The 18,305-nt window shown below is 43.9% G+C and carries 14 protein-coding genes; 4 read left to right on the top strand and 10 right to left on the bottom strand.

The window, feature by feature from the left end; genetic code table 11:
• Nucleotides 1–133: 133 nt before the first annotated feature.
• Nucleotides 134–1,564 carry a CCA tRNA nucleotidyltransferase gene (locus MLE17_RS12385; RefSeq protein ID WP_243349021.1) on the bottom strand — a complete coding sequence of 477 codons (1,431 nt, stop codon included), beginning with the start codon at nucleotides 1,562–1,564 and terminating at the stop codon, nucleotides 134–136.
• A gap of 289 nt (nucleotides 1,565–1,853) precedes the next feature.
• Here MLE17_RS12385 and MLE17_RS12390 point away from each other — a divergent pair, with 289 nt between their 5' ends.
• The gene (locus MLE17_RS12390) at nucleotides 1,854–2,912 is read left to right on the top strand and encodes an o-succinylbenzoate synthase (RefSeq protein WP_243349022.1); all 1,059 of its coding nucleotides are present in this window, start codon (nucleotides 1,854–1,856) and stop codon (nucleotides 2,910–2,912) included.
• Between the two features lie 110 nt (nucleotides 2,913–3,022).
• Nucleotides 3,023–4,069 (top strand): AMP-binding protein, encoded by a 1,047-nt coding sequence (locus MLE17_RS12395; protein WP_243349023.1) that lies wholly within the window; start codon nucleotides 3,023–3,025, stop codon nucleotides 4,067–4,069.
• Between the two features lie 87 nt (nucleotides 4,070–4,156).
• On the opposite strand, the gene fmt is transcribed toward MLE17_RS12395, so the two are convergent.
• The 7 genes from fmt to prmA all read right to left on the bottom strand — a co-directional run bounded on the left by fmt (nucleotide 4,157) and on the right by prmA (nucleotide 12,676).
• The gene (fmt, locus tag MLE17_RS12400; RefSeq protein ID WP_243349024.1) at nucleotides 4,157–5,128 is read right to left on the bottom strand and encodes a methionyl-tRNA formyltransferase; all 972 of its coding nucleotides are present in this window, start codon (nucleotides 5,126–5,128) and stop codon (nucleotides 4,157–4,159) included.
• 63 nt (nucleotides 5,129–5,191) lie between these two features.
• A complete protein-coding gene (locus MLE17_RS12405) occupies nucleotides 5,192–6,973 on the bottom strand; it encodes a chloride channel protein (protein ID WP_243349025.1) in 1,782 nt (593 codons plus the stop codon).
• Between the two features lie 6 nt (nucleotides 6,974–6,979).
• Nucleotides 6,980–8,368 carry a sugar transferase gene (locus MLE17_RS12410; protein WP_262920317.1) on the bottom strand — a complete coding sequence of 463 codons (1,389 nt, stop codon included), beginning with the start codon at nucleotides 8,366–8,368 and terminating at the stop codon, nucleotides 6,980–6,982.
• Between the two features lie 25 nt (nucleotides 8,369–8,393).
• On the bottom strand, nucleotides 8,394–8,957 hold the full coding sequence (locus MLE17_RS12415) for an L-threonylcarbamoyladenylate synthase (protein WP_243349027.1): 564 nt from the start codon (nucleotides 8,955–8,957) through the stop codon (nucleotides 8,394–8,396).
• Nucleotides 8,958–9,086: 129 nt separating this feature from the next.
• Entirely contained in the window at nucleotides 9,087–9,644 is a 558-nt protein-coding gene (locus tag MLE17_RS12420; protein WP_243349028.1) for a hypothetical protein, read from the bottom strand.
• Nucleotides 9,645–9,898: 254 nt separating this feature from the next.
• Nucleotides 9,899–11,782 (bottom strand): 1-deoxy-D-xylulose-5-phosphate synthase, encoded by a 1,884-nt coding sequence (gene dxs, locus MLE17_RS12425; RefSeq protein ID WP_243349029.1) that lies wholly within the window; start codon nucleotides 11,780–11,782, stop codon nucleotides 9,899–9,901.
• Nucleotides 11,783–11,836: 54 nt separating this feature from the next.
• The gene (gene prmA, locus MLE17_RS12430) at nucleotides 11,837–12,676 is read right to left on the bottom strand and encodes a 50S ribosomal protein L11 methyltransferase (protein WP_243349030.1); all 840 of its coding nucleotides are present in this window, start codon (nucleotides 12,674–12,676) and stop codon (nucleotides 11,837–11,839) included.
• Nucleotides 12,677–12,980: 304 nt separating this feature from the next.
• Between prmA and MLE17_RS12435 the strand changes: the two genes are divergently transcribed.
• Together MLE17_RS12435 and MLE17_RS12440 are read left to right on the top strand one after the other, a co-directional pair.
• Complete coding sequence (locus tag MLE17_RS12435) at nucleotides 12,981–14,327, top strand: hypothetical protein (RefSeq protein ID WP_243349031.1); 1,347 nt, start codon at nucleotides 12,981–12,983, stop codon at nucleotides 14,325–14,327.
• Nucleotides 14,328–14,409: 82 nt separating this feature from the next.
• Complete coding sequence (locus MLE17_RS12440) at nucleotides 14,410–15,999, top strand: OmpP1/FadL family transporter (protein WP_243349032.1); 1,590 nt, start codon at nucleotides 14,410–14,412, stop codon at nucleotides 15,997–15,999.
• Nucleotides 16,000–16,403: 404 nt separating this feature from the next.
• On the opposite strand, the gene MLE17_RS12445 is transcribed toward MLE17_RS12440, so the two are convergent.
• A complete protein-coding gene (locus MLE17_RS12445) occupies nucleotides 16,404–17,162 on the bottom strand; it encodes an MBL fold metallo-hydrolase (RefSeq protein ID WP_243349033.1) in 759 nt (252 codons plus the stop codon).
• Entirely contained in the window at nucleotides 17,159–18,169 is a 1,011-nt protein-coding gene (gene murB / locus MLE17_RS12450; protein ID WP_243349136.1) for a UDP-N-acetylmuramate dehydrogenase, read from the bottom strand. Before murB ends, MLE17_RS12445 begins: the two co-directional genes overlap by 4 nt.
• Nucleotides 18,170–18,305 lie beyond the last annotated feature (136 nt).

The following is an 18,305-nucleotide window of genomic DNA, read 5'->3' on the forward strand; positions in this document are numbered from 1 at the left end:
GTTGCTTTTTCCTTGAGGCATTATCAATAACGCGACAAGCGGCCTGAAGCCGCAGTTCGCTTGCTAAGAAACACAAAACCGGCTTCAGTCCCTCTCAGACTGAAGCCGGTTTTCGTTATATCACAGTTCAAAACTATTTCTTTGCTTCTAAACCCAATTGGGCAGCCGTCTCGTACATAAATTGCAGGGCAGCCTCCCGCTCATTGGGGATAATGCCATCGAGAATGGCATCTTTGATCGCAGTTTTAATCGTTCCCACCTGGCGACACGGTGCAAGTCCGAAGATTTCCATGATCTCCTCCCCCGTTACCGGCGGCTGCATGTTGCGGATGCGGTCTTTCTCCTCCAGCTCCTTCATCTTCTGACGCACCAGCTCAAAATTTTTGAGGTGACGCTTTACCTTTTCGGGATTTTTGGAAGTAATGTCCGCTTCACACAGCAACATCAGATCATCCACGTCATCTCCCGCATCAAAAATCAGGCGACGTACCGCAGAGTCCGTCACTTCATCCTCCGAAAGCACGATCGGGCGCATGTGAAGGCCTACCAGCTTCTGCACATACTTCATCTTCTCGTTCATCGGCAGCTTCATATTGCGGAAAAGGCGCGGCACCATCTTCTCACCGATGAAGTTGTGGTTATGGAAGGTCCAACCGAGTTGGTTATCCCAACGTTTGGTCACCGGTTTGGCAATGTCATGCAGCAAAGCCGCCCAAAGCAACCAAAGATTATCGGTTTTGGCAGCCGTATTGTCAAGCACCTTCAGTGTATGGTAGAAATTATCCTTATGACCGCGTCCTTCCTTACTTTCAACGCCTTTCAGCGCTACCAATTCCGGCATGATAATTGGTAAAAGACCACATTTATCCAGCAAAAGAAAGCCGATGGAGGGTTTATGCGAAAGCATGATCTTATTGAGTTCATCAGCAATTCGCTCTTTTGAAATGATGTTGATTCGTTCCTTATTGCGGGCAATTGCATCGAAAATATCCTCCTGTATATGGAAATGCAGCTGCGTGGCAAAACGGATAGCGCGCATCATACGCAGGGGATCGTCGCTGAAAGTAATATCGGGATCGAGCGGAGTGCGGATAATTTTATTCTGCATATCCTCCAATCCGCCAAAAGGATCGACCAACTCGCCGAAACGTCCTTTATTCAGACAAATGGCGAGGGCATTGATGGTAAAATCGCGACGGTTCTGATCATCTTCGAGGGTTCCGTTTTCCACAATCGGCTTTCGGGAATCACGATTATACGACTCTTTGCGCGCACCCACAAATTCGATTTCAATATCCTTGTATTTCACCTGTGCGGTGCCGAAGTTTTTGTAAACAGCGAGCGAAGCACCACGGCCAATCCGTTTCGCAACGGTTTCGGCCAAAGCAATACCGCTCCCAACCGTCACCACATCGATATCTTTCGAGGGGCGGTTCAGAAAAATATCGCGTACATATCCGCCAATCACGTAACATTCCGTCTGCAACTCATCAGCCGCTTCCGAAACGAGGTGAAAAGCCTTTTTATCTAAGTATTTCTGTAATTGTTCTGTTGATTTAATCATTTCTGATTCCATTTGTGAGGTGCAAAAGTACAACATTTCCACCGGACAATGCCGGCAGGGTTGGAAATAGTTGTAATTTTGCCCCGGTGTATGAACGCTAAGATGCTAAGACGCAAAGGGAAATGAATATCTCTATAACCGCCCCTAAATCCCCTAAAGGGGACTTAATGAGTGCTGAATATCAACATTTCTGCAAAGGTCTAAGCTCTATTAGCGTAATAAAATTCAGGTTACAACTGCTGCAAAAGTCCCCTTTAGGGGATTTCGGGGCAGAGAATTAAAAATCACAATGCTAAAAACCCAATTTATCCCCTATCAACTCATCTTTAAAAAGCCCAGCGGCACTTCACGCGGAGTATTAACGACCAAGGAGACCTGGTTTGTAAAGATATGGAACGAAGAAACGCCCGAATTGTTCGGTTTGGGCGAATGTGCACTCTTCCGGGGACTCGGTTGCGATGACCAGCCCGACTATGAGACCGTTTTACAAAGCCTCTCGCCCGATTTACCGCCGCTGGAAGAACTTCAAACCCGATTAAAAGATTTCCCATCCATCCTTTTCGGCATTGAAACCGCTCTTTGGGATCTGCAAAACGGAGGTAACAGAATCATACACCCATCCGCATTCAGCGAAGGAGAAGATTACATCCGCATCAACGGACTCATCTGGATGGGAACGAAAGAAGAGATGCGCGCACAAATCATCGAGAAGCTTGAAAAGGGATTTTCCTGCATCAAACTCAAGATCGGTGCCATTGATTTCGAAGCGGAGATGGATTTATTGCAATCTATCCGCAAAGAGTTCTCTGCCGACCGTATCGAATTGCGGGTAGATGCCAACGGAGCCTTCTCACCGGAGGATGCACTGCATAAGCTGGAGCGCTTATCGAAGCTTAATCTCCACTCCATCGAGCAGCCCATCAAGGCCGAACAATGGGAAGCCATGGCACACCTCTGCGAACAGACGCCTCTCCCTATCGCACTGGATGAAGAGCTGATTGGGATAAACAATCCGGAACGCAAAGCGCTTTTACTGGATACAATCAAGCCGCAATACATTATATTAAAGCCCAGCCTGCATGGAGCTTTCATCGGCAGCAGCGAATGGATTGATTTAGCCAATGAGCGCGGAATCAACTGGTGGATTACCTCTGCATTAGAGTCTAATGTCGGTCTGAATGCCATCGCGCAATGGTGTTATACCTTACAAAATCCAATGCCACAGGGGTTGGGTACGGGATTGCTTTATACCAATAACTTCCCCTCCCCTCTTACGCTGGAAGGCGAACAGTTATTTTACAAGAAAGAGAATCTGTGGGATCTTTCATTGTTGACGGCACACAAATAATAAGGATTATTTATTGATTTAGAAAATTCGTCGAAAGTAAAACCTAACAGGTTTTGAAAACCTGTTAGGTTTACTCTCAATATATCATTCTACAATTTATTGAAGAATAAATGCAACTGACCATAAACCAAACAACATATTCCCGGGAGCAATTCCCCGCTCTGATTGAAGAGAAAAAGCAGCAGCAACTCCCCGAATGGGAAGCAGCATTCTTCGCTTTTCTCGAGAAATGGATGGATAACAACGATACCGTCCCCGGACAAACATCCGGTTCTACAGGCACGCCCAAAAATATCGCGCTTTCGAAACAAAGTATGATGGCTTCGGCTCGTTTAACCAACGACTATTTCAAATTAAAAGAGGGTGACACTATTTCAATGTCGCTTTCTGCCAATTATATCGCTGGTAAAATGATGATAGTGCGTGCCTGGATTTCCAATCTTCATCTCATTGTCTGCGAACCCGCCTCAATGCCTGAAATACCTCAACGGGTAAAGTTTGGAGCTATGGTCCCCATGCAAGTAGAGAAACTGATGAGCAGCGAATCGGGTCGGGAAGCGTTGGAACAAATCGAAATCCTGATTATCGGTGGTAGCGCCATTCCATACGCGCTTGAGCAACGTCTAAAGGAAATCTCGACCGTCTGCTATTGCACTTATGGGATGACGGAAACTGTTTCACACATCGCACTGCGCCGCATAAACGGATCAGAGGCAAGCGAAGAATATTTTGCCTTAGGAAATGTCCGCTTCGAACTGGATGAACGGGGATGCCTGGTCATCTTTGCCCCGCATTTGCAGGCTGAACCTTTCGTGACGAATGATTTGGTGGAATTATCTTCGCCTTACCGCTTTCGCTGGATGGGACGCTTCGACAATGTTATCAATTCGGGCGGCATCAAGCTCTTCCCCGAAACGATTGAGCAGAAACTTTCGCCCGCAATCCCTCAACGCTTTTTCCTGACTGCCTTATCTGACGAAATATTGGGACAAAAGTTGGCATTGGTCATTGAAGGGGAATTATATACCGAAGCTGAGACTCTTATATTGCAGGAATACATTTCAAATTATCTCTCTAAATACGAAAAGCCCCGCCAAATCATTTTCAAAAAACGATTTAACGAGACTTCTACCGGGAAAGTGAAACGGGAAATATAGTTTTTTACCACAAAGACACTAAGTTCACTTAACAACACTAAGACTTAGTGATTCTATGTGTTCTTAGTGCCTTAGTGGTTAATGCTTTCATACAAATCCGCACTCCTCAATATCTTTAAATCCATTGAGGAAATCCGTCACATTCATCCGTTTCTTTCCGGCCAATTGCAACGAAAGAATACGAACGAAGCCTTCATTGACCGCAACCTCCAGTGTATGCTTGCCATCGGTACGAACCGAACCGTTATCAAGGTCATGCTCTTCAAAAACCTTTTCCGTCTCGAATATTTTCACCGCATGAATAGTGCCATCGGCAGCTACCAGTTCACTCCACGCTGCTGGATAAGGAGAAAGTCCGCGTACAAAGTTGAAAACCGAAGTCACATCCTTATTCCAGTCGATGCGACAAGTCTCTTTGAAGATTTTTGGTGCCGGACGGAGTTCTTTGACGTTCTTCGCCATTTCTTCCTGCGGAATCGGAGTCAGGTTACCTTCAATTACGGCATCCACTGTTTGACAAACCAGTTTTGCGCCTGTCATCATCAACGCATCATGCACTGTTCCGGCATTGTCATTTTCAGAAATAGCAACTTTCTCCTGGAAAATCACGTTTCCGGTATCGATTTCGTGCGTCAGGAAGAATGTAGTGATTCCGGTCTCTTTATCTCCGTTAATCACAGCCCAGTTAATCGGAGCCGCACCGCGGTATTGCGGCAATAACGAAGCGTGCAAATTGAACGTGCCCAATCGCGGCATATTCCACACCACCTCAGGCAACATGCGGAAAGCTACAACAATTTGCAGGTCTGCATTCCACGCCTTCAACGCCTCCAAAAACTCAGGGTCTTTCAGTTTTTCGGGCTGAAGCAGTGGTAAATTCTGTTCCAGCGCATATTGTTTCACCGGAGAGAACTGAATCTTGTGTCCGCGACCAGCGGGTTTGTCTGGCATTGTAATTACACCCACGACATTGTATCCACCTTCGACCAATGCTTTCAGACTTTCCACAGCAAAGTCGGGCGTACCCATATATACGATTCTAAGATCTTGTTTTGTCATTGCTATACCTATATTATTAGTATTCATCCTCAAATTTTCAAATCCGCTAATTCTCAAATTATCCTAATCTTCCGAATAATGCACCAGCACTTTCCGGTAAGAATTGAATATTTTCGATTTGGAGACGAAACCGACGTAATGTCCCTCTTCATCCACCACCGGGAGGTTCCAGGCTTGCGTTGCATCAAAGAGCTTCATTACCTTTTCCATCGGCATACCTATGCGGACTTTGGCCATTGGCGTTACCATCAGCTTACGCACCGTAAATCGCTCATACAATTCCGGACGGAACATAATATTGCGGATATCATCGAGCAGTACCATTCCCAACATCATGTTGTCTTTATCCACCACCGGATAAATATTCCGGGAAGAACGGGAAATAACCTTGACCAAATCCGATAATAACATCTCCGGCTCAACCGCTTCAAAGTCTTTTTCAATCACGGCATCCATCTTCAGCAAAGTCAAGACAGTTTTATCCTTGTGGTGGGTTAGCAACTCACCTTTTTGAGCCAGACGCATCGCGTAGATATTATTTGGTTCAAATAATTTGATGGTTGCAAATGCCGAAGCCGAAACAATCATCAGCGGAAGGAAGAGGTTGTATCCTCCGGTCAGCTCTGCAATCAGGAAGATACCGGTCAACGGTGCGTGCATAACAGCCGACATAATCCCAGCCATCCCCATCAGCGCAAAATTCTTTTCCGGTAAATAAACTGACTTTCCAAAAAAGTTGATGACGTGAGAAAATCCGAATCCGGTCATTGCTCCCAGGAAAAGACTAGGAGCAAAAATACCCCCTACTCCACCACCTCCGTTGGTTGCAGCGCTAGCAAATACTTTACACAAGATGATCAGGGTAATATACCCCATGAATATCCAGAAATTGTCGCGGTAATTATAAAAGAAACTACCATCGGCCAGTTTATCAATCTGGTTATTCAGTAGAGCGGTAATGGTTTCATATCCTTCACCGTAGAGCGGTGGTAAAAGGAAAATCAGCAAACTCAGCAAGATTGCCCCGAAAGCAAACTTCTTGTAGGGATGATCCAGTTTTCGGAAAACGCCCTCTATCCGGTTCATTGCTTTGGTAAAATAGAGGGAAACAAGTCCACACGCTATACCTAAAAGTAAAACATAGGGTATTCGCTCAATCCGAAAGGTTTCGGTTTGCATAAACTGGAACATCGCATCCGTTCCGTTGAATGCATACGAGACAGTTACCGCTGTTACCGAAGAAATCAAGAGAGGTAAAATGGATGTGGTAGTCAGGTCAAGCATTAAGACTTCCAGCGTAAATACCATTCCCGCAATCGGAGACTTAAAGATGCCGGAAATAGCAGCCGCAGCTCCGCACCCCAGCAACAACATCAATGTACGTGGCTCAACTTTGAAGAAACGTCCCAGGTTAGAGCCAATTGCTGCTCCGGTATATACAATCGGTGCCTCCGCTCCTACAGACCCACCGAAACCGATGGTAATCGCACTGGTGAAAATCGACGAGTAAGTATTATGCAGTTTAATACGGCTGTTCCGTTTTGCAAATGCGTAAAGAATACGCGTTACCCCGTGACTGATATCGTCTTTCACGATGTTACGCACCACCCAACCGGTAATAAAAATCCCCAGAGCAGGAAATACCAGATAAATGAAGTTGGCATTCCGGATGTCCGTTCTGTCAATAATCAATGAATGGATTTCGTGAATCAGAAACTTTAGAAATACTCCGGACAACGCAGCAAAAACGCCAATCAGAAAACTGATAATCAGGATAAATGTCCGCTCACTGATATGTTTTTGTCTCCAAAGGAGAAAATGTAGGTACCAATCTTTTGTAACCATAATCAACTAAATTCCTCTCCCTGTGAAAACCGTGCGAATCGTGTAAATCAGGATTTTCAAATCAATAAAAAGGGAGATATTTTCTATATAAATAATGTCATATTCAAGACGTTTAATCATCTCATCAACAGTTGTAGCATATCCATATTTCACCATACCCCAAGAGGTAATACCTGGCTTTACCTTGTGAAGAAGATAATAGAAAGGAGCCTTTTGTACAATCTGATCAATGAAATATTTCCGTTCAGGTCTCGGCCCAACGATCGACATATCGCCCTTCAGTACGTTCCAGAACTGAGGCAATTCATCGAACCGATACTTTCGCATGAATTTTCCGAAAGGCGTGATCCGGTCATCATCACTACTGGATAATCGCGGTACAGATTCCTCGGCATGTTGGAACATCGAACGAAACTTGTAAATCATAAAGGGTTTGCCCAGATAACCGATACGCTCCTGTTTGTAAATTACCGGGCCTTTGGATTCCATCTTAATCCGTATAGCCAGAAAAATGAATAAGGGACTTAACAGAATTAGCAATATGAAAGAAAAAAACATATCCATCGTCTGCTTACAATTTTTCTCCCACTCCTTAAAGTTGCTGGAAGTTACATCTACTAAAGGAGTTGCATAAATGGTATCCATCTTTACCTTTCCCGAAAGCAGGTCATATTTTCCGGCAACAGCCTTCACCGGCAAATTATATTTGTATAAAGGATAAACCGTATTGAGTACCGACTCACTGTCCTGTGCATCAATCGCTACGATGATTTCCTCTATATTTTTTTCCAATATGATTTTATCCAAATCATTGAGACTACCCAACAGCAATTCATTATCCACTCTGGCTCTTTTCTGATCAACAGCCACACAGCCCAGGATGTGATAACCGATAGAACGAGGCATGGCATTAAGTTCCTTAATAATACTAGCCGCGCGCTCACCCGTACCAACGACAATCGTATTAAATCCCCATTTCCGATGATGGATATTTTCCGTCAATGACTGAGTAATAATCAGACGAAAAATATAGGTAAACAAAAACAACAACAGAAACAATGCAGACAAAAGGAGATAATAAACCGTATAATCCGTTGGCAAATCGTTGATTATAAAGATAAAGAAGAGCAGAAATGTAGCTAGAACCGAAGAATTGAACGTTATAACCAATTCTGACAAGCGGGATTTATGGAACGGTTGATTATAATATCCCGAATGATAAAAAAGGATCAAACAAAAAATGGCAGAGAATGCCTGCCCTTTTAGTACAGTTGAGTAAGTCAGAAAATCGGATAACGAATCAAATTCAACGTTGATATCTATATGAAAGCGCAAGACATTAAAAGCCAACCATGCCAATGAAACAGAGACAAAGTCGGCTAATAGATATTTCAATATTTGTTTGCGCTTCTTCACCCGTTTATTCTCTGATGATATTAATCAGACCACCTTTCCCGAGTTTGATAATGCTCGAAGGTTTGGGTTTGGACATATCGTCCTGACGGTATTTTACCACATAATCGACAGCTTCAATAATTTCAGGACTGATTTCTGAGAAGTTGGAAGGCGAAGGTGTGCCGCTAATGTTCGCAGACGTAGATACGATAGCTTTGCGGAACCGTTCACAAAGCTTTTTGGAAAATGACTCATTGGTCACCCGTATCCCCACACTACCGTCTTCAGCCAGTAAGTTTTTGGCAAGATTACGAGCACCGGAATAGATAATTGTCAACGGCTTATCAGCCAGATCAATCAAATCCCAGGCGATTTCGGGGACATCATTGACGTAGAAATCGACTTTTACCGAAGTATCCACCAGGACCAGGAGTGCTTTGCTGTCCACTCGTTTTTTGATTTCATAGACGCGTTTAACGGCTTCTTCATTGGTAGCGTCACATCCTATTCCCCAAATGGTATCGGTCGGATAGAGAATGACTCCACCCTGTTGCATTATTCGGCATGCCTCTTTGATATCTTCCTGCATATCTTCCTGTGCTTTGTTTATGCAAAAATAATACTTTAAGCCGTCTTTCCTGTAAAATTCAGAATGAACTCTAAACAAAAATGCCGGAGACTGGGAAATCTCCGGCATTCAAATATCGTTTGCTGATTCTTATTTCGCTTCTTCAGCCGCTTTTTTCAGCTTAGCCTCTTCTTTTGCCTTTTTAGCTGCAGCTTTTTTAGCAGCTTTTGCAGCGGCTTTATCGGTTGCAGTTGCTGCTTGGGTAGCATCAGCTTTTACTTCGGCTGCCTTTTCTTTCACCTCTCCCTGAGCTTTTTGATCCGCGCCTCTGGGTCCCATTCCACCTCTTGGACCCATATTTCTATTCATCTCGGTAAATTTGGCATATTGTTCAGGTGTAAGGATTGCTTTCATTTTGGCATCCTGCTCTGTTCTCATTTTTTCAAAGTTGGCACGCATTGCTTCACGATCGCCTCCGGATTGTTGTTCACGAAGCTTGCTCATCTGTGCATCCTGATCTTTATACAAAGCTTCTACTTTTGCTTTTTGCTCATCGGTCAGATTCAATTGACTGAGTCTTTCCATACGCATTTTCAGGCGTTGTTCTGGGTTTGCAGGACCGCGGTTTCCTCTTTGTTGTTGGTCTTGTGCCATTGCGCTACCAATGAATAACATCATTGCGATAGCTAAAAACATGATTTTTCTCATCGTGGAAGATTTTAAATGTTAGTTTGATAAATAAAAAACACGATTATATGACCGCTAACTTTTGGGAAGGTTTAACGGGAAAAGAAAAAATATGGAATCACTTCAACGAACAGCTGTCATTCTCCTACGAACAGATATCGTGATTCAACGAACGTTTGTCCCGGATTTGCATATCCCAGGTTTTAATTGCCTCAATAAAAAACAAAAAGGGACGTAAAGTAAAAACTCTGCGTCCCCATACTATGATTTCGGTTTTAAAACCCGATGATCTCTTTTGCTATAGAATCTACATCCAGATGACAAAGCTGATTCAACTCAGCCACCGTCCCATGTTCGACAAAATGGTCAGGCAACCCGATCCGTTTGACTTTGGGTGCATATCCGTTATCGGCAAAGAATTCAAGCACCGCCGAACCAAAACCGCCTTTGAGCATGCCGGTTTCCACGGTGATTACTTTGGTGAATTTCCTCGCAATCTCATGAAGCAGCTCTTCATCAAGCGGCTTGACAAAGACCATATCGTAATGAGCGACAGACAAGCCTTTATTCGAAGCCTGTTCAATCGCATTCTCGACATCATTGCCAATATGCCCCAATGAAAGCACCGCGACATCATTTCCCTCTTTCAACTTACGGCCTTTTCCTATAGTAATTTCCTCCATTGTATTTTCCCAATCGGCTAAGACTCCTTTTCCACGCGGGTAACGGATAACAAACGGACCCTTGTCCGGCAACTGGGCGGAGTACATCAGGTTTCGAAGCTGATGTTCATTCATTGGCGCTGCAATGGTCAGGTTGGGAATGCAACGCATGTAAGCGATATCAAACACACCGTGGTGAGTGGCTCCGTCCTCTCCGACTAATCCGGCACGATCCAGGCACATCACAACATTCAGATTCTGTAGTGCAACATCGTGAATCACCTGGTCATATCCACGCTGCATAAATGAAGAGTAGATATTGCAAAATGGGAGTAAGCCCTCTTTTGCCAATCCTGCCGAGAAAGTCACCGCATGACCTTCGGCAATCCCCACATCGAATGCTCTGCGCGGCATTTTCTCCATCATATAATTCATGGAGCAACCGGACGGCATGGCCGGTGTAATGCCAACGATTTTCTCATTCTTTTCAGCCAACTCTACAAGGGTTCTTCCAAACACCTCCTGATACAAGGGGGGCTCATGCCCTGTTTTTTTAACCAAACGTTCGCCGGTCTCTTTATTAAATACCCCCGGAGCATGCCAAACCGTTGCCGATTTCTCAGCCGGCTCAAAACCTTTACCTTTGGTCGTAATCAGGTGAATCAGCTTCGGTCCGTTCAGGTCTTTAATATCATTCAGCACCTTGATTACCTGATTGACATCATGTCCGTCAATCGGGCCAAAGTAACGTATATTGAGGCCTTCAAATATATTGTGCTGCCCAGTCAACAATGACTTGAGGCTATTATTAAAGCGAATGATGGAATCCTTGCGATCGGTATCTATGATTTTAGCCCGGCGCAGGAAGCGGTACAAATCGTAACGAATCTTATTGTAGGTCTGTGACGTGGTGAGATTTACCAGATATTCGCTTAAACCGCCCACATTCTGGTCAATCGCCATGTGATTATCATTGAGGATGATTATCAGCTTATTGGGATTGATAGAAGCATTATTTAGCCCTTCATAAGCCAATCCTCCGGTCATGGAGCCGTCACCGATGACAGCTACCACATGACGGTCGTTTTCCTCCTTCAGATCGGCAGCTACGGCCATACCCAGAGCCGCAGAAATAGAGGTTGAAGCATGTCCGGCAATGAAAGAATCATATTCGCTCTCAGCCGGATTGGGGAATCCGCTTATTCCGTGAAATTTCCGGTTGGTATGGAAAACATCCCTCCGTCCGCAGAGAATCTTGTGACCGTAAGCCTGGTGTCCGACATCCCACACAATCCGGTCGTAAGGTGTTTTGAATACATAATGCAGTGCCACGGTCATTTCCACCACGCCCAGACTGGCTGCAAAATGGCCGGGATTATTACAAAGGACATCAATGATAAAATTCCGCAACTCACCGCATACCTGCGTCAGATCTTCCTGTTTTAGTTGTCGTAAATCAGCCGGTGAGTTTATATTTTTTAGAAAACGATAAGGCATAAGTCTGATTTGTGTTGATGAAAAATGAAATAACAGTTCCCTCCTCTGGATCTGTTACTTCACAAACTGAACGGCAACCCAACGGTTTTTCTCCCAATGCGTAATAAAGGTCAACCCGTTTTTCTCTGCTTCTTCTTTAATCATCGGGATATCTTCAACATAAAATCCACTCATATAAAGTTGTGAACCGTCAGTCATGCAGGCGGCATAATGCTGAATGTCCTGCAAAAGGATATTCCGGTTAATGTTGGCTAGTATCACTTCGTACTTTTCTGCCCCAAGAAGTTCAGCGCCGCCTAACTTAACAGTAATATCCGAGACTTGGTTCAATCGGATATTCTCCAGGGAGTTTTCGTATGCCCATTCGTCAATATCAATAGCAACGACAGGCGAAGCCCCTTTCATGCGGGCAAGGATGGCCAAAACAGCCGTACCACATCCCATATCGAGAAAGGATTTTCCGGTAACATCCGCATCAATTAAAGCAGCCAGCATAAGACTGGTCGTTTCATGATGTCCGGTACCGAATGACATTTTAGGATCAATCAGGATATCATATTTTGCCTTTGGGGTATCCTGATGAAAAGAGCTGTGAATCACACACTGGTCTCCAATAACGATAGGCTGAAAGTAATTCTTCTCCCACTCCTCATTCCAATTTTTCGTTTCAACGGTCTGATAATTATATGAAATGCCAACCTCCATCGGGAATTCAGCTTTAGCTTCTTCCAGTAATGCTTCTGAAAAAACGGATTCAAGTACATAAGCCTTCATTTCATCCTCTGTATAGGTAAAACTTTCAAATCCTTTTTCACCTAAAATCGATGCCATAATATCAGCATATATCTCTTCTGAAGGTGTAAACTTAATGTTTACCTCAATATAATTATTCATATTTCCGTGGTTTTAGTCTCTGTATATCTTAAAAACCTGTGAAGCCGGCTTTCAATAATAGTTTGTTCGTATAAATAAAGATAAAAGCATGTTTCAGCTCTATCGGATTTGTATTTTGAATCTATCTTTGTTCAAAATAATTCACTGATCCATGCAGCAAAAAAATGACGGTTTGCATCTACTCTTTGTTCAGGCTTATTACCGACACAGCCTGCAAAAGTAAGCATTTTATTGCGAACCTTAAACTTTTTGTAAATCGGAATGTCATATAAATATAAACACTAAAACTATAGGAGATTAATCCATGAAAACTATGAAATTCTGCTCCTGGATTTTCGCTTTGATGTTTCCTGTCGCTTTAATGGGACAAAGCAATTTAATCCCTGAAGATGATATCTATTACAAACAGGGTGACGAGAATCCTATTGTTCAAAAGAAACATAAGGAGGTTACGAAACAAAATAGTAATCGCAAGACGTTAATCGTCACAGGTGTTAAAAAGGTCACCATATCCGAAGGCAGGGATATTGACGAATATAATGGCAGAAGCACCCCTGAAGAAGTTAATCCTGTGTATCAGGACTCCCTGAACCCTGTCCCTTACAACGAAGAACAAGGAGAGGAAATGGGCAACTACAATCAGGATAGCACCTACCAATATTCTGATCGTATCCGGAGATTCCATAATCCGAAGCTGAGCATCGAGATTGACAATCCTGAAAACACCAATATCTATCTGATCAACAGCAATGATTGGGACAGATGGTATTCTAATTACCAGTGGAACTATCCTTACTACGGCGGCTACAGTCCGTATTGGAATTACGGATGGCATTCTCCTTACTGGGGATATGGATACGGCTGGTACAATAGCTGGTATGACCCGTGGTATTGTGGATGGTATGATCCGTGGTATTATGGCGGTGGGTACGGCTATTGGGGATCACCTTACTGTTATGGTGGATATTATGGTGGATATTATGGCGGTGGCTATGGATACTGGTATGGAGGCTCCAAAGGTGTACGTTACGACAATGGCAGAAGACCGACATCCAGCGTTTCCGGTACAAGAGATAGCCGTTATGGCAGAGGCAGTGCCGGTACCAATGCGATCCGCTCAACAGAGACCGGCAGATACAGCACTTCCGGTTACAGCAATACCGGTAGAAGTAGCCGATACACAACTGTACCCACTTCACGCAACGCTTCCGATGTGTATAATAACAATGGTGGACGCACCAGCCGTTACACTACACCAACCAACAACAACAGTGTAAGATCAACTTACAATAGCGGTTCTGGCTCAACCTATAACAGTGGCGGCAGAAGCGTACGGTCATCGGGTAACAATACCTATACACCGGCTCCGGCAAACCGCACTAATTATTCAACCGGTTCGTCCAGCAGTCCGAGCAATAACTCCGGTTACTCAAGCGGAAGATCATCCAGCTATAGCACGGGAGGAACGACAAGAAGTTCATCTTACAGCACGCCATCCTACAGTTCACCGAGCTACAGTGCTCCGTCATCCAGCGGAAGCTACAGCAGTGGAGGACGTTCATCGTCATCTGGTTCATCCGGCTCTTCAAGCGGTGGCTCTTCATCAGGAAGCAGTGGCGGCGGACGCTCTTCATCCGGTGGCAGAAGATAACAACACAGAATACATTACGGGTTAGTCAGTAACCCGTAATCATTTAAATACTTCACACTTAATCGTAATAAAACAACATATTATGAAAAGACTCGGCTTACTGAGTGTTTGCCTGATGGCAACTCTCTCTTCAATATTCGCACAGTCAGAAATTGATGCGTTGAAATATTCTAAAACCGACCTTAACGGGACTGCCCGTTATATGTCTATGGGTGGCGCTTTCGGCGCATTAGGCGGAGATATTTCCTCACTGACTAACAACCCTGCGGGGATTGGTGTATATCGCACCTCTGAATTTGCCGGAACCATGAACCTGAATTTCCAGAATACAAATTCTAACTGGAATGGCACTAACAATACAGGGAATAATGCAAAGTTCAACTTCAACAACATTGCTTATATCGGTACTTTCAAATCAAATGCTGAAGGATTTGTAAATTTCAATTTTGGAATCGGGTATAACCGTCAGAAAGATTTTTACCGAAACTATGAAATGCATAATACTGCTCTGAACTACTCCTTATCCGACTACATTGCTGAAACAACCAACCGCTATAATAATAATAGTGGGATATTGGCTCCAAACCTTGATGACACACAGAGTTATTCCGGTTACGATTATCACTACCCCTGGATTAGCGTACTCGGATGGAATGGTTATTTGATAGACCCTAAGAATTCATCTGACATTGCCAACAACTACAAATACTCAGCCATTGGCTCAGGTATTGCACCTGCGGCAAATCTAAAAATCTCCGAAAGAGGCTATATGGATGAGTATAATATCTCATTCGGGGGTAATGTCTATGATGTGCTCTATTTTGGAGCCACAGTTGGTATCACGGATTTGTACTATAAGATGTCTGCCAGATATGATGAAGATTTTAGTAATATGGGAGGATTTACATTAAATAACTTTCTGGAAACAAAAGGCTCAGGAATCAACTTCAAAGCAGGTGTAATCCTTCGCCCGACTGACAACCTGAGATTCGGATTAGCCGTTCACACACCAACGTATTACAAATTGACCGATTATTTTGATGCTAACGTAATCAACGACTACGCCGATGGTTCGTCTGAACACCCTTATAATGCAAGCCCGGCACATGCATTCGTCCCAGCTAATGCCTATTCCGAATACAGCCTTCAAACACCGATGAAATTACAAGCGAGCGCTGCTTACATTGCAGGAAAGAAAGGCATCCTGAGTTTTGAATACGAATACGTTGATTACCGAAACATGTCGATGAAAGACCAGGACGGTTATGGATGGGATGCCAACACCTATATTAAAGATGACATGAGAGCTGGTAACAATATTAAAATCGGGGCTGAATACCGTGTTACCCCACAGTTTAGCCTGCGTGCCGGTTATGCCAACCAATCTTCTCCGTTGAACTCCAATCTGATCAATGGGAATTATGAAATGTCAACATTTGGTGCAACATTGCCGCACTACACGTTGGACAGAGGAACAAACTATTATACCGGAGGTTTTGGTTATCGTTTCGGAAGTGTTTACACCGACTTAGCTTTTGTTTCGAGAGTTAATAAGGAAGATGTTTATGCCTTCTCTCCTATTGGTCCTTCCGACAACTGGATGGTACCTCAAAAAGCAACTCTGAAAACAACCAACAATCAACTCTTATTCACGCTGGGATATAAGTTCTGATTCTGAATCATATTACAAAAATCGCCCGAAGTAATGCACTTCGGGCGATTTTGTTTTATATCTGAAAGCTTAACAAGGGACTTCAAACATGAATGAATTTACCTTTTATCTAAACGAGTTTACCTTTTGGATGAACAAGGGTACTTCAGAGGTAAACGAGTTTACCTTTTACCTGAATTAATTTACCTCCGTAGTGAACTAGTTTACTTCGGAAATGAATGAGTTTACCTTCGAAGTAAACTAGTTCAGGTTTGAGGTGAGGGCTACCTCAGAGGTAAATTAGTTTACTTCTGAGGTGAATGAGGTTACCTTTGAGGTGAATGAATTCAGGTTTGAGGTAGGAGGGGGTACCTCGAGGGTACCCCCTCCTACCCTCGAGGTACCCTGATTACCGGTTATTGGAATTATATCTCTATTTCCAGTCCATCGTATGAAAGGAATACATTTTCAGGTAACTCCTTTACAATATCGTCATGAAGACCTAAATGGTGGCTTGAGTGAATCAGGAAAGATCGCTTCGGTTGTATCCGCGCTATCTGCGCCAACGCCTCTTCCAGATTCTGATGGGCGATGTGCTTCTTCTTTCGCAAAGCGACAATAATCAACACCTCCACATCTTTCAACTTATCGTATTCACTCTCCGGTATTTCACTCAAATCTGTCAGAAAGGCTACATCTCCAATACGGAACCCCATAATCGGCAATTTGCCATGCAACAAGCGAACAGGGGTCACCGTAACTCCTTCCACTTCAAAAGGCACAAGGTCAATATCGCAAAGCTGCAAATTAGGTGTACCCGGTAAATGAACCTCTCTGAAGCAATAGGGCATTCGGGTACGAAGCTTCTGTGTAACATCCGGTTCGGCATATACACGCACGGGATGCTCTTTACAAAAAGGACGAAGATCATCAAGTCCGGCTGTATGGTCGTAATGCTCATGGGTGATCACTACACCATCGATGCGTTTATTCCCCGAACGCAGCATCTGATAGCGAAAGTCAGGTCCACAATCGATAAGAATATGCTTCCCTTCGTGTATAACCAGTATGGAGGTTCGTAAGCGCTTATCTTTCCTGTTTTCCGAGGTACAGACTTCACACCCACAACCCACCTCTGGTACTCCGGTCGAAGTCCCGGTGCCTAAGAAAATTACCTTAGTCATATATAAATCACTTCGGGGGTTATGTCAATGTCAAACTTCTCTTTTACGGATGTCTGAATATTGGCTGCGAGATCTACAATATCGGAAGCCAGAGCTCCTCCGCGGTTAACCAAAACCAGGCATTGCTTGTCATGAACACCGGCACCGCCCCATTCCCGACCTTTCCAGCCGCATTGCTCGATCAGCCATGCTGCCGGCACTTTGACCAGATCATCCGATACCGGATAGTGCGGCATCTGCGGATATTCCTGCTTGAGATTCAGATATTTCGGCAAGGCGACATAAGGATTCATGAAAAAGCTACCGGCATTGCCTAATTTGTCTGTATCCGGCAATTTACTTTCGCGGATTGCGATAATGGTTTGACGTACATTCGTCAATGTCACGGTGTCATATTTCGCCAATTCAGACTGGATATTTCCATATTCCAGGTGAAACTGCTGTTTCTTTTGCAGTCGGAGAACTACGTGCGTTATGATGTACTGGTCTTTCAGCTCTTTCTTGAAAATACTTTCGCGATAGGCATATTCACATTCGGCATTATTGAAAATCCGGATTTTCCCTGTACTCCTTTCGACAGCTTCTACCGAATCGACAATATCTTTCAACTCGATGCCATAAGCGCCAATATTCTGGACTGCCGCTGCTCCCGTTTCGCCGGGAATAAGTGACAAATTTTCTGCGCCGTACCATCCGGCCTCAACCGTAAAAGCTACCACATCGTCCCAAACCTCACCTGAACCGACTTTTACCAGGACCGATTCTTCATCTTCTCCAATCTTCTCCATCCCTTTTACAGACGAATGAAGGATGACTCCCTTATAATCACCTTTAAATAAGAGATTACTACCACCGCCAATATGGAAAACCGGATATTCTTTTATCCAGGGTAAAGCCAATACTTCAACCAATTCTCCAACGGAGTTGTACTCAATAAAAAACCGGGCATTAGCCTGCAAATGAAAGGTATTATGAGGGAGTAACGAGTAGTTTTCTTCTATCTTAATCATGAGCTTCTCTTTTTTGCAAACTTACTTGTTTTTAGGCAGAGCGGCAAACGTGTAGTAATGAATTTGGCAAATGACTATCTTTGCCAAATTGAAATGGCAATAATCGTTTTCTTATTGCGTTTTCAGTAAACCA

The organism is Parabacteroides sp. FAFU027 (genome assembly GCF_022808675.1).
Classification (GTDB): domain Bacteria; phylum Bacteroidota; class Bacteroidia; order Bacteroidales; family UBA7332; genus CAXXIC01.